Source organism: Amycolatopsis anabasis, from assembly GCF_009765355.1.
In the GTDB taxonomy this organism is placed as follows: domain Bacteria; phylum Actinomycetota; class Actinomycetes; order Mycobacteriales; family Pseudonocardiaceae; genus Amycolatopsis; species Amycolatopsis anabasis.
The window spans coordinates 1-13,668 of the sequence record NZ_VTHK01000109.1; the positions used below are offsets into that span (position 1 = coordinate 1).

The 13,668-nt window shown below is 66.1% G+C and carries 13 protein-coding genes and 2 pseudogenes; 5 read left to right on the forward strand and 10 right to left on the reverse strand.

The features are described 5' to 3' along the window. Positions 1-247, reverse strand: a pseudogene (locus tag FXO23_RS49360) (hypothetical protein); the annotation flags it as partial. A gap of 268 nt (positions 248-515) precedes the next feature. Continuing rightward, a complete protein-coding gene (locus FXO23_RS49365) occupies positions 516-1,748 on the reverse strand; it encodes a PucR family transcriptional regulator (RefSeq protein ID WP_158895959.1) in 1,233 nt (410 codons plus the stop codon). A 384-nt stretch (positions 1,749-2,132) separates the two neighbouring features. Here FXO23_RS49365 and FXO23_RS49370 point away from each other — a divergent pair, with 384 nt between their 5' ends. From FXO23_RS49370 to FXO23_RS49380, 3 genes are read left to right on the forward strand one after another with little or no spacing between them, the layout of a single operon-like run. Further along, entirely contained in the window at positions 2,133-2,894 is a 762-nt protein-coding gene (locus tag FXO23_RS49370) for a hypothetical protein (protein ID WP_158895961.1), read from the forward strand. 55 nt (positions 2,895-2,949) lie between these two features. Beyond that, positions 2,950-3,837 (forward strand): alpha/beta hydrolase, encoded by an 888-nt coding sequence (locus FXO23_RS49375; protein ID WP_158895963.1) that lies wholly within the window; start codon positions 2,950-2,952, stop codon positions 3,835-3,837. A gap of 13 nt (positions 3,838-3,850) precedes the next feature. After that, the gene (locus tag FXO23_RS49380) at positions 3,851-4,717 is read left to right on the forward strand and encodes a hypothetical protein (RefSeq protein ID WP_158895965.1); all 867 of its coding nucleotides are present in this window, start codon (positions 3,851-3,853) and stop codon (positions 4,715-4,717) included. 202 nt (positions 4,718-4,919) lie between these two features. Here FXO23_RS49380 and FXO23_RS49385 read toward each other — a convergent pair whose 3' ends face one another. The 3 genes from FXO23_RS49385 to FXO23_RS49395 all read right to left on the reverse strand — a co-directional run bounded on the left by FXO23_RS49385 (position 4,920) and on the right by FXO23_RS49395 (position 8,222). Further along, positions 4,920-5,645: an SDR family oxidoreductase gene (locus FXO23_RS49385; protein ID WP_158895983.1), complete on the reverse strand. Its 726-nt coding sequence runs from the start codon at positions 5,643-5,645 to the stop codon at positions 4,920-4,922. Between the two features lie 410 nt (positions 5,646-6,055). Further along, positions 6,056-7,264 (reverse strand): MFS transporter, encoded by a 1,209-nt coding sequence (locus FXO23_RS49390; RefSeq protein WP_158895967.1) that lies wholly within the window; start codon positions 7,262-7,264, stop codon positions 6,056-6,058. 22 nt (positions 7,265-7,286) lie between these two features. After that, the gene (locus FXO23_RS49395; protein WP_158895969.1) at positions 7,287-8,222 is read right to left on the reverse strand and encodes an alpha/beta fold hydrolase; all 936 of its coding nucleotides are present in this window, start codon (positions 8,220-8,222) and stop codon (positions 7,287-7,289) included. An 87-nt stretch (positions 8,223-8,309) separates the two neighbouring features. Here FXO23_RS49395 and FXO23_RS49400 point away from each other — a divergent pair, with 87 nt between their 5' ends. Beyond that, positions 8,310-9,284 carry a helix-turn-helix transcriptional regulator gene (locus tag FXO23_RS49400; protein WP_158895971.1) on the forward strand — a complete coding sequence of 325 codons (975 nt, stop codon included), beginning with the start codon at positions 8,310-8,312 and terminating at the stop codon, positions 9,282-9,284. Positions 9,285-10,211: 927 nt separating this feature from the next. Here the strand turns inward: FXO23_RS49400 and FXO23_RS49405 are convergent. The 5 genes from FXO23_RS49405 to FXO23_RS49430 form a co-directional block, all read right to left on the reverse strand. Beyond that, positions 10,212-10,349 (reverse strand): hypothetical protein, encoded by a 138-nt coding sequence (locus FXO23_RS49405; RefSeq protein ID WP_158895973.1) that lies wholly within the window; start codon positions 10,347-10,349, stop codon positions 10,212-10,214. Positions 10,350-11,167: 818 nt separating this feature from the next. Continuing rightward, a complete protein-coding gene (locus FXO23_RS52610) occupies positions 11,168-11,386 on the reverse strand; it encodes a hypothetical protein (protein WP_343034605.1) in 219 nt (72 codons plus the stop codon). 385 nt (positions 11,387-11,771) lie between these two features. Beyond that, positions 11,772-12,326, reverse strand: a complete 555-nt coding sequence (locus FXO23_RS49420; RefSeq protein WP_158895977.1) for a peptidase inhibitor family I36 protein — start codon at positions 12,324-12,326, stop codon at positions 11,772-11,774. Between the two features lie 52 nt (positions 12,327-12,378). Beyond that, entirely contained in the window at positions 12,379-12,741 is a 363-nt protein-coding gene (locus tag FXO23_RS52900) for a hypothetical protein (protein WP_158895979.1), read from the reverse strand. Between the two features lie 21 nt (positions 12,742-12,762). Continuing rightward, positions 12,763-13,020, reverse strand: a complete 258-nt coding sequence (locus FXO23_RS49430; RefSeq protein WP_158895981.1) for a hypothetical protein — start codon at positions 13,018-13,020, stop codon at positions 12,763-12,765. A gap of 210 nt (positions 13,021-13,230) precedes the next feature. Here FXO23_RS49430 and FXO23_RS49435 point away from each other — a divergent pair. Then, positions 13,231-13,668 (forward strand): annotated as a pseudogene (locus FXO23_RS49435) (PD40 domain-containing protein); the annotation flags it as partial.

Here is a 13,668-nt window from a genome sequence, read left to right on the forward strand (position 1 = left end):
CACCGGCCGTCGGCGGCGCCTGCGTGGTCGAGGCCGCGGGCGGTGACAAAGCGGGCGGTCCCTCAGCCAGCCGGTAGGCCAGACCGACCACGGCCGCCTGCCCGGCGGCGACCTGCTCGCCGAGCACCCGGGAGCGGTCCAGCAACAGATCGACGGTGTGGCGGATGTGCTCGGCGATGAACTCGTCCTCATCGCGGTGCCCGGCGGAGCGGGCGGCCAGCACGCTCGGCGTCACCTTCTCGATCACATCGGCTTGGACTTGAGCTGCGATATCCCTGACCGGGGAACGGTTACGTGGTCAGGGCGGGACGGTGTGGATGTCGAGCGCGCTGAACCGAGTGGCAAGGCCGTCGACCCAGTCCGATGGCGTGCGGTGGTGAACACTGATGGGCCTCGAATTTTCCGGACAGTTGTTGAGTAACTGGTGCCGCGAAGATCGAATTACTCGGGGGCGCCTCATGCACCCCCGTCTGGGAGGCCGCCAGCGTGTTGTCCGGGCCGTGGATTCGTACGAATCATTCGCTCTGAAGGAGCCCGCTCAAATGGAGAGCGACCTCTAGTTCGAGGCGCCTGTTCTGTACCGGGTGGCCGAGTAACTCCTCTGCCTTGTGAAGGCGGTAGGAAATCGTGTTGTGATGTACATCGAGCCTGCGGGCCGTGCGTGCCAGGTTTTGTCCTTCCTCGAAATAGGCGCATAGGGTGGAACGGAGCCTTGCCGTGCCGTCGTCGTTCTCGGCGAGTCCGCCCAGTTCCAGGGCGGTGAAGCTGGTGGCGGCGTCGAGGTCGCGAATCAGCAATGATATCAACGCGGTTTGCGTATATGATACGACACCGAACCGATCATAGGGTGCCAGCGTGGTTGCCACGCGTCGCGCTGCCGCGGCTTGTCGGTGGGATTGAACGAAACCTTCGATGCCTCTCTCCAGTTGGCCCGCCGCAACCCGGCAACCCTCGATGCGTTCCATACTGTCGACCGAGACTTCGATTCTTTCGCCGGAAACCCATGCCCAGCGCATTTGGTCGCTGACCGGGACGGTCAGCACCCTGTCCGCGGAGAGGCGGCGTGCCAGTGTCGCGGCGGCGTCTTCCGGTACCGGGGAATTCGATTCTGTCCACAGAATGCACGCGAGGTGGCGGCGCGTGAGGTCGTAGCCCAGCGCGGCGCTCGTCGGGGCCGCACTCGTCGGCCGCCAACCGTCCAACAGCGCGCGCGTCAACTCGGCCCGGCGCGCCGCGGTACCGGCCTGCCAGTGGGCGCGTTCGTTGACGTACTGCTCGGTCAATTGCTCGCACACGGCATCGACATAGGCACTCGTGTATCTCGCCACGGCGCCAATGACACGACCTTGGGTGCCATCTCCGGGGCCGATTTCCGAAGCGACATGCTCGCATACTTCGAGGACGGCGGCTTGGCCTATCTGGTAAATACGAAGCAGGATGGACAGGTCAATTCCTCGATGCACGAGTTGCGTTGTCCACCGGACTGTTTCGGGGGGCGGGGCGGCGTTGGCGATTGGTTCGCCGGCCAAGAGGGCGTGCCAAGCGGATCGCAATGTGCTGGCGCACCCGGTGGCGGTGGCTTGCCAAAAATCTTCGTCCGCGCTGGACGACAAGACTGGTAGCCGGGTTCGGGCGCGGCTCGTGATCAGGTCGGTTGTCGTCGTTACGAGGTCAGGGTTGCCGGTGGCCGCTCCGAGCAGCCTTCGAATTGCGTCTTCGGTACCGGGTTCGTTGCCGAACTCCCTCATCGCATCACCGCCAGTCTCGACTGGTGCCCAGCGTAGTCGAAGCTGGTCGAAGCCGCCGGTGGCGCCTGGCTGGCGGTGAGGACTGAAATGCCTGGTCACAGCGGCGCCAGACCGGAAGTAGGCCGGGCGAGCCGCGAGTCGTCGACCTCACCAGGTCCCGTCGGAACGACGCGCGGTTGTGACATCAGTCGAATCCGTTTCGGTGTGATTGTGAGGATTCCACATGTTCCGCCGCGGACACGTTGGTTATCGTTCGGACTGGCGTATCGGCGAGAAGGGCACAGCGCACGTTATCAAGGCTCCGTTACTTCTGTTCATGCGCGCGCCCAGGTTGGGTGTCAACTCGACCGGTGCCCGCGGTTTTCAACAAGGAGGTCGACACCGGTGAACGATGCGGCTACGGGTGCAGTGCTGTGCCTGCTGAGAAATTGGCGCCGCGGCAGAACGATCGATGTATTGGCTTGGGGTACCGCGGTACTGGCGCTGACTGCGTTGCTGGCGCTGCTTTGGATAGCGCCGGATGCGGCCGACGCGGCACCCGTCGCGGACTTTTACCAGCGTTATCATAGACTCGTTCTGTTCATTATCGTATTGATCGCACTGTACTTTCTGCCACAGTTGTGGGCGCAGGGACTGTTGGCCGCTCACATGCGCAGGACCGAGGGTGCCGGGCCCTACACCTGGATCGCGTTCGGTAGTGAACTGATGTTCATGACGGTGTTCAACGTGGAAATCGGCCTGGTTGCCACGGCGACCCTGCTATACGACCGGATCAGTGCCGAGGCGCTGTACATCTTGCACGTAGGTGCATGGGTGCTCGCCGCACCGATCGCGTTTGCCGGTTGCGGCTACTTCCTCGCGGTACTGGCACTGTGCAAACGTACCCAACTGTTTCCGCGACACGTGCGGATTGTCGCCGTGGTTTCCGGCATCGGAAATATCGGGGCGATCGGCGGTGTATTCACCGTGCACGGGCCTTTCAATCCTGCCGACGGGCTGATCGCGTTCGGCGCTCCGACGGCGTCTTGGATCCTTTGGTTCGCCGCCACGGCCGGTTGGCTTGTGCGGAACTCGCATGTCGGCCGGCGCGGTGCAGGTGAAAACGCGGACGCGGGCCGCCCGGACCGACCGGTGCGCCGCACCTGACGGTCGTCGTTCCGTTCACCTGCCGATGCAGTCCACCGTTAGGAAGGAAGTCCCCATGGCTGAGGCAGAGCCGCAAACAATCACCTTCTTCTCCCAGGGCGAACGTTGCTCGGCCTGGCTCTACCGAGCTACTCAAAGCCACCGGCCCTGTGTCGTGATGGCACACGGATTCGGTGCGGTGAAGGCCATGCGGCTGTACGCCTATGCCACCGAGTTCTGCCGGGCCGGATTCAATGTGCTGGCCTTCGATTATCGGCACTTCGGGGATAGTCAAGGCGAACCTCGGCAACTCCTCGACATCACCAAGCAGGTGCAAGATTGGCACGCGGCACTGAGCTGGGTGCGCGACTTGTGCTTTGTCGACAAAGACAAGATCATATTGTGGGGTACCTCGTTCAGCGGCGGACACGTCGCTCGGGTCGGTGCTCAAGATCAGAACATCGCTGCCATCGTTTCACAGGTGCCATATTTCAGTGGACCGTCGACGGTCGTCAGTCAGGGGATCCGGCAAAGTGCACGTTTGGGTGTGGCGGGCTTGCGAGATATTTGGCGTCAATGGCGCGGGAGGCAGCCGTATTACCTGCCGACGTTCGGATATCCCGGCTCGCTGGCGGCAATGACCGGCAGCGGAGAGTACGAAGCAGCACAACGGATCTATCCCCCGGAGGTGGAGGTCAGGTCAGAAGTCGCGGCGAGGATCTTCCTTCACATGGCGCAGTACTCCCCGGGCAAACATGCGGTGGATGTCCGCTGTCCGTGGCTGATACAGATCGCCTCCCAAGACATCACCACGCCACCGGGTCCGGCAAGAAGGATCGCTCGACAAGCACCGCGAGCCCAACTGATCGAGTACAAGGCGGGACATTTCGAGCCATACACCATGCCGCTGTTCGCGGCCGTTGTGGGTGATCAGATCAACTTTTTGCGAAGTCATACGTCATAGGAAGGTCGCATTGGTGACATTATTGAAGCGGTCATTGCGAAAAGCACTGTTAGTGCGCACTCCGGAAAACCCGGACCGCTCAGCGCCGACCGTGTCGGACAACACAACCGTATACTTCATGGTGAAGTGTCGACCCGGCACCAGCGCCGAAACGTTCGTGCGACAAATGTTGTCCAGTGTGGCAAGTCGAGTCCACAACAAACGTAAGGTATTGAACTACTCGTCATTCCGTCAATATCATAATACAAAACCTGGCGGACTGGATGCGCTGCCACTGATTCTCACTCGGACCCACCGAGTCGTCCGCTCGCTCTGCCTGCTGAGTGACATCGCACCGCCACCCGTGTTCAGTATGAACCTGACGCCGTATTACGACGCCCTGATAGAGTTCGAGTTTGAGGATTCACCGACGGATGACCAGTTTGCCGCCTTGGAATTGGTCGGCGAAATTGTGGAATCGATATGCGGCGAAGTGGTCACCTGTGAGTGTGACAAACGTTACACGATTATTGGCCACCCGGCGCCGACCAGGAAGCCTGATTCGGTGTTCTTGACGGTTATCACCAAAACGCCATGGAACCGGACCATGCGACAGGCGCAAAAATACTGGATCGAGCAGCATGCGCCGATAGTGGTGGACAACAACGAGTACCTCAATCTGCGCGGTTATCAGCAGGTGCACACGACGACTCGCGAAGAAAGCCGGTTGGCCAACGAATACAGCGGTGTCGCCTTCATTGAGTTCGGCAGTATTTCCGAGTTCTGGCGTAACAATCTCACCTATGATGCGATGCGAATCAACAACACACTCGCTCTTGACGAGATAAACCTCACCATTGGCTCCCATATCAATATGTTCAGGTGTTTTGACCTGTCTTGACAACAAGCCGCAGCCGGCGCAAGGGCGTATCGCATGGTGTGCGCACCTGCCGGACCGGCCCCTCAACCACACGCCCTCGCGGCAGGAACCCCGGTGCCCGGCCGCAGGGTGGAACCTCAGTTGTCACTAGTTCGGCGCGCAGTGGTGAGTGGATCTTTTTGCTGCGGTTCGATGCCGCGGTGGACGCACGCCAGCACCGTGGTCAACGTCCGCCGAGACTGCTGCCCCCGTCGACGTCGAGAACGTGGCCAGTGATGAACGCGGCCTCGTCGGACAGCAGGAAGGCGACCGCTGCGGCGACATCGTCCGGGGTGCCGAGACGGCCGACCGGGATGGATGCGATCGCGCGACGCTCGGCCTCGCTTCCTGGTGGGCGGGACCGGTGGAACAGTTCGGTGCCGATCGGGCCTGGCGCGACGGCGTTCGAGGTGATCCCGTCTGCTGCCAGCTCAAGCGCCCAGGCCCGGGTGCAGCCCACGAGCGCGCTCTTGGCTGAGGCGTACGCGGTGCGATCGCGGGCGCCGTAGATCGCCCGCGAGGCGATGTTCACGATCCGGCCGAAACGCCGTGCGCGCATACCAGGGACAAGGGACTGAACGATCTGGATCGCCGCGCGCACATTGACATCCCATACTAACCGCGCGGTCGCCAGGTCGAGGTCGTCGATGGACTGCGGTTCGGCGATGCCGGCGTTGTGCACGACCCTGCGCACTGCGTAGCGGGTGGTGATCGCGTCGAGCGCGCGTGCGGTGTCCGCAGGGTCCGCGAGGTCGCACCGCACAAAATCACCAGGGAACTCTGGCTCTGGCTCGCTGCGGCCGACGGCCACGACGCGGTAACCTGCGCTGCTGAGCCGGTGGGTGATCGCCAGCCCGATCCCACCGGCCGCGCCGGTAACCAATACATCCGATGAGTCACCTTCCACCATCACGTCCTGATTGTGTCACCCCCACAGAACTCGACGGCGAAGAGCGTCAGCCACGCTGAGCGCGCGGACGGTTGCTCCGGCCGAACCATGCCTGCCATCCTCGACAACCTCAAACGCGCACCCTCATGCCGCTGATCGCACGTCCCGATGAACATCCGCTTCTGCCGATGAGCGGATGTCGACGCCCGGCGCCGGTGGAGGTGGACTGGACGGACTGCGGCACGTTGGGCTGACAGCGCCCGGCCACCCGTTCCCATGACGCGGCATGGGAACGGGTGAGTGGTTCCCGCCGCGTTGTGCACGTTGGTCATTGACTGGACGGTCTTTCCGGGCGTTGAACGTGCGTCTGTCGGGCACCGGACAGTTGTTTCAGACCAGTGCGCCGAGGTAGGCGCTGCGTGGTAGTTGGGTCACGAAGCCTGTTTAGCGGCTGACCCGGCAAGTGGCTGGGTGCGATGGTGTCGTGCGATGGCGACTGCGGTGAGGACGGCGAGTAGTTCGATGAGGGTGGCGGTCCAGCCGACCCCTGCGGCGCCGATGTGGTCGAGGGTGACGGAGCCGAGTACGCCGCCGAAAGAGATACCGATATAGATGGCGCTGGCGTTGAGCGATAACACGATTCCGGCGGAGCCGGGGGCGAGTTCGACGAGACGATGTTGCTGTGCCGGGGAAAATGACCAGCCGAAGACACCCCAGACGGCGAGCGCGACGGCCGCGCCCGCCGCGCCCGCGGGACCGTGCGCGCCGAAGGTGGCGAGTGCGCCGAAGGTGGCCAGGGCGAGGGTCAGGCCTGTAGCGCTGGCCACGACGAGCCGGGTCGTGGGGTAGCAGTCGGCGGCGCGCCCGCCGAGCGCGTTGCCCGCCACGGCGGCCAGGCCGAAGATCAACAGCCAGATGCTGAGCGCCGCACCGTGCACGCCGCCCACGGCGGCGAGTACCGGGCCGAGATAGGTCAGGACGGTGAACGCGCCGGCGATCCACAGCACGGAAAGGCCCAGCGCGGCGGGCACGCCTGGGGCACGCGCCACCGCGAGGCGGTCACGGATGCCGACTACGGGTGGCGACTGCAGGGCTGGTAGCAGGGCAGCGAGCCCGACTGCGGTCACCGCGCCGAGCGTGGCGACGATCCCGAACGTGGTCCGCCAACCGAACGCTCCGCCGACCAGGGTGCCCAGCGGGACACCGACGGCGGTGGCGACGGTGATGCCCGCGGCGACGGTCGCCAGCGCGCGCCCGCGCCGGGCGTCGGGAACCAGTGCCGTGGCGGTCGCCGCGGCGGCAGGGGTGAACACCGCGGCCGCCAGCGCGGCCAGCACCCGGGTGGCTAGCGTCACCGGGTAGGAGTCGGCGAGCCCGGCGCCGACGTTCGCCACGGCGAATACCGCGAGACTGGACACGAGGACGAGGCGGGGTGGCAGGCGGGCGGTCAGGATGCCGAGCAGCGGGGCGCCCAGAGCGTAGGCGATGGCGAACACGGTGACGAGCTGACCTGCCGCGCCATCGGACACCGCCAGATCGCGGCCGATCTGCGGGAGTAGCCCGGTGATGAGATAGCCGTCGGTGCCGATGGCGAACATGCCGACCGCGAGCAGGAGCAGCCGGGCCCGGGTGGACAGCAACAGAATCCTCCGCAGTGGAACGTCAGGTCGTGGCGAGGAACAGTTCGATCAAGGCGAGCAATGTTTCCGGCGCGTCTTCCTGCGGGAAATGGCCCGCGTCGGCCAGTTCGATGACCGGGGCCCGCGGGAACGCGGCCCGAAACGCCGGGATGACGTAGCGGGGCAGCAACGCGGTGTCGCGCATCCCTTCGACCAGCATCGCGGGTTTGGCTCGCACGGCGGCGACCGCGCTCGACTCCGGTGTGGCGGGTACCGGGTCGTCCGGGCCGGGCGCGACGAGTTGCTGCGGAAACCGGATCACCCCGCGGCATGCGGCACGGCTGGTGAAATGGCCGGAATAGGCACGGATCCAGGTCGGGGTGACGATCTCCGGGCGGGTGATGGTCTGCAGCGCGAGCATCAGGTGGGTCACGGTGTGCCCGGCGTTGCCGAGCACCTCCTCCAGCGTGCCTTCGGTGTGTGCGGCGCGGGCCCACCGGAACCACGCGCTGTCGGCGAGATTGCCCGCCATCAGTTCGGCGTAACCGGGCAGCCCGAGCGGCAGAACCGTGTTGGCGGCCACGATGCGCTCGATTCGCTCGGGGTGACGCAGCGCGAACCCGGTGCCGATGGGACCGCCCCAGTCGTGCAACACCAGCGTGATCCGGTCCAGGTCCAGCTCCCCCACCAGCAACGTCTCCAGGTTGGCGATGTGCTCGCCCGCGAGGTAGCCGCGGTCGGCGGGGGTGGCGCTCTTGCCGAAACCCATGTGGTCGGGCACCACGACGCGGTGTGTCCGCGACAGCGGGCCGATCAGGTGCCGCCACAGGTAGCCCCAGGTCGGTTCGCCGTGCAGCAGCACGATGACCGGTCCCGTCCGGGGCCCCTCATCGACGTAGTGCTGCAGGAACCCAGCGGCCTCGGTGTAGCGGGCCTGGTAGGGCCAGGTGCCGTCGAAACTCTCCTGCTCAGGAATCATCCGTCTTCCCCTCACTTGATCTTGGCGAGGAGGCTAGGCCTGCTTCCCTGACATCCACTGTCAGCGGAGTACGGCAGACTGGGTCACATGCGCGCGAGCCGACTGGTCTCCACCCTGTTGCTGCTGCAGAACCGGGGACGGATGACAGCGAAGGAGCTGGCGGAGGCGCTGGAGGTGTCGGTGCGCACGGTGTACCGCGACATGGAATCGCTCAGCGCCGCCGGTATCCCGTTCTACGCCGAGCCCGGCCACGACGGTGGATACGAACTGCTCGACGGCTATCGCACCCGGTTGACCGGGCTGACCGCAGGCGAGGCGGAGTCACTGTTCCTGACCGGGTTGCCCGGCGCCGCCGCCGATCTCGGACTCGGCGCGGTGGTGGCCGCCGCCCAGCTCAAAATCACGGCCGCGCTCCCGGTCGAACTGCGCGACCGGGCCGGGCGGATCTCCGAACGATTCCACCTCGACGCACCGTCCTGGTACCGCGACGGTGACCACACCCCACACCTGACGACCGTCGCGGACGCGGTGTGGAACCAGCGCGAGGTGCGCATGCGCTACGAGCGCTGGGCCGCACCGCACGAGGTGACCAGGACCGTGCAACCGCACGGCCTCGTGCTCAAGGCGGGCCACTGGTACCTCGTCGCCCGCAGCGCCGGCCAGCTGCGCACCTACCGGGTCTCCCGCATCCTCGACGCCGAGGCGCACGCCCACACCTTCGACCGGGAACCGGAATTCGACCTCGCCGGTTACTGGCAAGACTATTTGAAAAATTTCGACGCCCGCCGACACCAACGCACCGCGACCGTCCGGCTTTCCCCCGACGCCATCGCTCGCCTGCCATATCTCCTGGAACCAGCCATCGTCGACGCCGCCCACCGGACGGCGACCACACCCGACCCCGCAGGCTGGATCGAGGTCACCATTCCCGTCGAATCCGCCGAGCACACCCTGCCGGAACTTCTCAAACTCGGCGCCGACGCCGAAATCGTCGCACCACAACAATTCCGCGACCGCATCACCCAGATCGCCCGCACCATGGCACGGCTCTACCAGGGCTAGCGAATCCGTACCGCCCGCACGGAGCAGGCCGGGCATGACCGGGAGCAAGATCGCCGACCTTGCACGCCGCCAGCGGCGCACCCCAGAAAAGACCCCGAGCGGCCGTTCCCTCACTCCGCCAAAACGGTGCAAACAACCCATCGATCCGCCACACGAACAAATGAAAGCCAGGGCAGGGTCTTGACCCACACGCCAAAGGATCGAACTGGACACTGGACAAACTCAAAGGGCATCCACAACGCGTTCAGGGCCGAGCACCCCTAGACTGAGAGGTGTGCCGCTTTCGGATGAGGTCCACAGCCCTTGGTGTGGTTGTTGCGTTCCCTCGGGCGGCCTACCGTGGGTGGGCGGCTCCATCTGGGTCGAGCAGGGCGGTGGAACACGGTGTCCGCTTTCTTGCTGGCAGCGCCACCGGCGGCTGGTGTGCGGTGTCCAGCTCCGCGCCGAACAGCAACAGGGATGCGCAGATGACCCGCCGCACCACCAGGCCGCTGTCGTCGCCCGCTGGAAATCGTGGGCCTGACCGGGCATCTGCGCCTGTTCGACATCCGGGCGGCAGCGCTGGCTGCCTGAGTGCGTAGCGGATCCGGCTGAGCGCTGCGTGGCCGCCCGTGCCTTCTCGCGCGTGCGTGCCGCGACAACGACCGGCTGCTGCAAGCAGCACTGCAGGAGATTCGCGACCGGACCGGCTCAGCGGACCCCGGTCGAATGATGGAGCCGTCCAGCGGTCGGAGGCCGGATACGGCTTCCGGAGGTGATCAACTTGCGCGTTGTGACCGGGTGCGTGCCTCGAGAAGCGCTGGCGGCTATGGTGACCTCCACGGCGTGAACAGCAAAACAGCAATCTTTCTGTTCGCCCGGGTTCGAGATCAGGCGGGGCCGCCTGGGAAGACGGCCCCGCGTGGACAGGGCGAGCAGCGACTCAGGTCAACGCAGGTACCACAGGGTTCCGAGGCCACTCAGTACCAGCGCCAGGGTCGCCAGCCGGGTTGCCGTCAGCACCAAGGTGATGCTGACGGTGATCCTGGCTCCTCTTCTGGACCGCTTCCGCTTCTGCGTCGGCATGTCCTACTCACCTCCCCTCCGCACCCCCGGTCGCAGCGGGAGTGAGGCGCTTTCCGCGCCTGCAGGCTCGCGGAAATCCAGTCGGGTCGGTCAGAGTGGACAAAGCCTACGCGGAACCACCGCCACAACCTGGGGTGTCGACACGCGGCGAGGCGGGTGTTCGGTGCCGAACCAGCGTCGATCGGTGTTCCCTTCCACCCACTGTGCGTTGGCACGTCGACCGTAGGAACGCCACGTGACCTGGGCAAAGCCACACGTCGACGACATGGTCGAACTCCTCGTGCGGCCGAGGATCAGGAATTCGCCCTGAGGCCGCTGTCGTCGATCCGGTCGCACATGGGCGCAGGTTTTCGTCGTCGAAGTCGGCCAATCCGTCGGCACGGTCGTACGCAGGTGCCGCTCGATGACGACGAAGCCCGCTCTCCCGTGCGGCTCACTGGTGCTGGAACATCGTCTCGGTCCTGGAGCTCTCCCTGGATGAAGTCGTCGAAGCCAGCGGGTCACAGTGCCCGCGGTGACGCTCTCGCCGTACCGGCGCCCGCCAGGCAGCGCCGGGCTCGGCACGGGAACCACGTTGCCGGTCGGTAGTACTTGGCGATCGCACTGCAGCAGGCCGGACCACGGCGAGGGGATCTCGGTGTCGATCACCGGTCGCGATCCACCTCGCCGCCGCTGTCGGTGTCGTCGCCGGTCTCGGTGGCGCGCCAGGCAGCGGTTTGCTTATTCAGTGTGGGGCTCCTCGTGTGGGAGATCTCCCGAGCACGCCGTGACGCGAGTCGCCAGGACACCGCTCGGTTGGGACAGTTGGACTGGCCCGCTCAAGCCACAACCGAGAGGGCGTCGGGCACGCAGCGCGCCGACACCGGGACCGATCCGAACGGCTCGCCGTCGGCGTAGGCGGGCCAGTCGTTCCCGTCCAGGCTGCTCTCGCGGGCACGCAGCATCCGCACGTTGGGTGCAGCGGTCGGCGCGGAACGCGGCGAGCTCGCCGAGAATGGCCAGGTCGTAGCCGGCGGGGCGCGCAGGGAACGTTGCACCTGACCAGCGGCTATGCCCGGCGCGGCAGGTCGGCGGCCCCGGCCACGGGCGGCCTCGGCGACGGCTGGGGTGGGGTGGGCGATGGTGGGGCGTTGCCGGGCCAGCGTGGTCCGCCGGGTCGGTTTCTTCTTCGGCGCGGGCGTTGGGGCGGGTGTGGGCTAGTAGGGGCGAGGCCGGCGGCGGTCGCGCGCAGGTGGTGTCCGGGTTGGCCGGTTTGCTGGCCGCCGCGGTGGCGGGTGGCGCGCGTGGCCACCAGGACGGCGAGGGCGGCGAGCACGATCAGGGCGAGCGCGGTTTCCGGCGGGGTGTTGGCGCGGCGCGGGGTGGTGAGGACGCACCGCGGGGCCCGGGTGCCGGGTGTCGCGTCCGACGCCCGGTCATCCGCTAAATCCAGGAGTAGATGGACGACGCCTCATCCGCCTGGTCTGGTGGCAGGTTCCAGTAGGCGCCGTAGGTCGAACCCGCGGGGAATCTCGGGGATCCCGCCTGGCCGTTGATGTCGAAGTACCACCAGAACTTCGTGGCGGTGTTGTTGACGAACGAGGACATCTGGTCGTTGAAGGCGCCGCGGTGCCCGCGCTTGTTGGGGCCGTAACAGGTGCACTTCTCTTTCCCGAGCCAGTCGTTTCGCACCCGCACCCCCGGCGGGGGTCCGGGGAGGGCGACGAACTGTCCTCCGGCGTCGATGTCCTCGTACAGGCAGATCAAGTTGGCGGGGCAGGACGTGGCCGCCTTCGCACGGACGGAGGCGAGCCGGGATTTCGCGTAGTCGGGCTCTTGAACGCTGGTGACCGCACCGTCCTGCTGGTGCACCACTCCCGTGCGTACCGGCAGGACTGCTTCGTCCGACGCTTCGGCGGGAGCGGCCATCGCGAAAAGGCCGGAAACCGCCGCTCCGGTGGCCACGAATCTTCGTACGAACGCGGATGGGTTTCTCATCTGTTCTCCTTGTGCCTGGTGTGTTTCGGTCCGCCGCGCGGTCGCGGCGGTGTCACGACCGCTGTCGATCGACTCCCGAGTGTGCCCGCCCCGCACGCCCGGGCGCCTCCCGCCGGAGACGGGTTCCGATCGGCCGCTTTCCCTCCCGCGGGGGTTTTCCCGAACCGCGACCGGACCTACCGAAACGGTGGCGGTGATCGACGATCCGGCGGCGGCCGAGGTGTCCCTGGACCCGATCCGGTTCCCGCTGCTCGCCGAGCCGGCCGAGCACGGATCGGCTGGCATTCGGGCCAGGAACGTGGACCTTCCCGAGCAGCAGGTTCACCAGCACCGGCATATCGTCGTCCGGAGCGCAGGTGGGCTCCCAGCGCGGCGCCAGCTTGTACGGCGGTACCTTCGCCTGCCGCTCGGCCATCTCCGCAAGGTGCCGCGACTCTCAGGGCGTCGGCAACTTCACCGGTTCGCTGTCCTGCAGCAGGGTATACGGATCGAGATCGTCCTCGGTGCCTATGTCCGTGCTGTCCTCTGCCTCTTTCATGGTCAGGAACGAGCGAACCGCTCGGCCAGCGTCCCAGAAGTCCGCCGTCGTCTCGATGGCCGCGGCGACGAACGCGCCATGGTTTTCCAGCTCGTTCGGGTCCGGCCCGCCCTTGCCTGCCGCAGGCTGCGTTCTCGGGTCCGCGTTTTTGCTCATCCTCCTGGCCGGGAGACCGTGGCGTATTCGATCATCAGCGCGGGCACCTCTTGGGCGACGCGGGCGAGGACGGCACGGTGCCAACTCGCGGGGAACGAGATCTCCGGGTGCGCGGCGTGGTATTCCTCGTCGGTGCGTTAGGTCACCACGGTGTGCCGAGCGCAGTGACTCGTCCTCGTGGTGCGCTGTTGACGTTGGCAGACTGATCGCGTGACAGGTTTGACCGCTGAACTCGTGGTCGAGGGTCGCGTCCCGCAGACACCGGTTCTCGCTCCGAACGGGCATCTGCTCTGCTATGTCCTCGCCCCCATCAGCCGGATCGGTGACCACCTCGACACCGCACTCTGGCTGGCCGACATCAACGGCGACGGTGTGTGGAGTCGGGTGACCGCCGACACCGCGACGGAGTCCCGGCCACGCTGGTCCGCGGACTCGGCCACGTTGTTCTTCCTGTCCGACCGCGCCGAGCGCGGTACGCCGCAGGTGCATAGGTTCGCCCTCGCCGACGGCGTGGTGAGCGCATTGACCAGTTGGCGCGCCGGGATCATCGACCACCTGCCGTTGGCCGACCTCAACCTGGTCGCGCTGCTCGCCGAGGACGAGCCCACCGAGCAGGACACGCGCCGCGCCCAGGACCGCGACGACGCC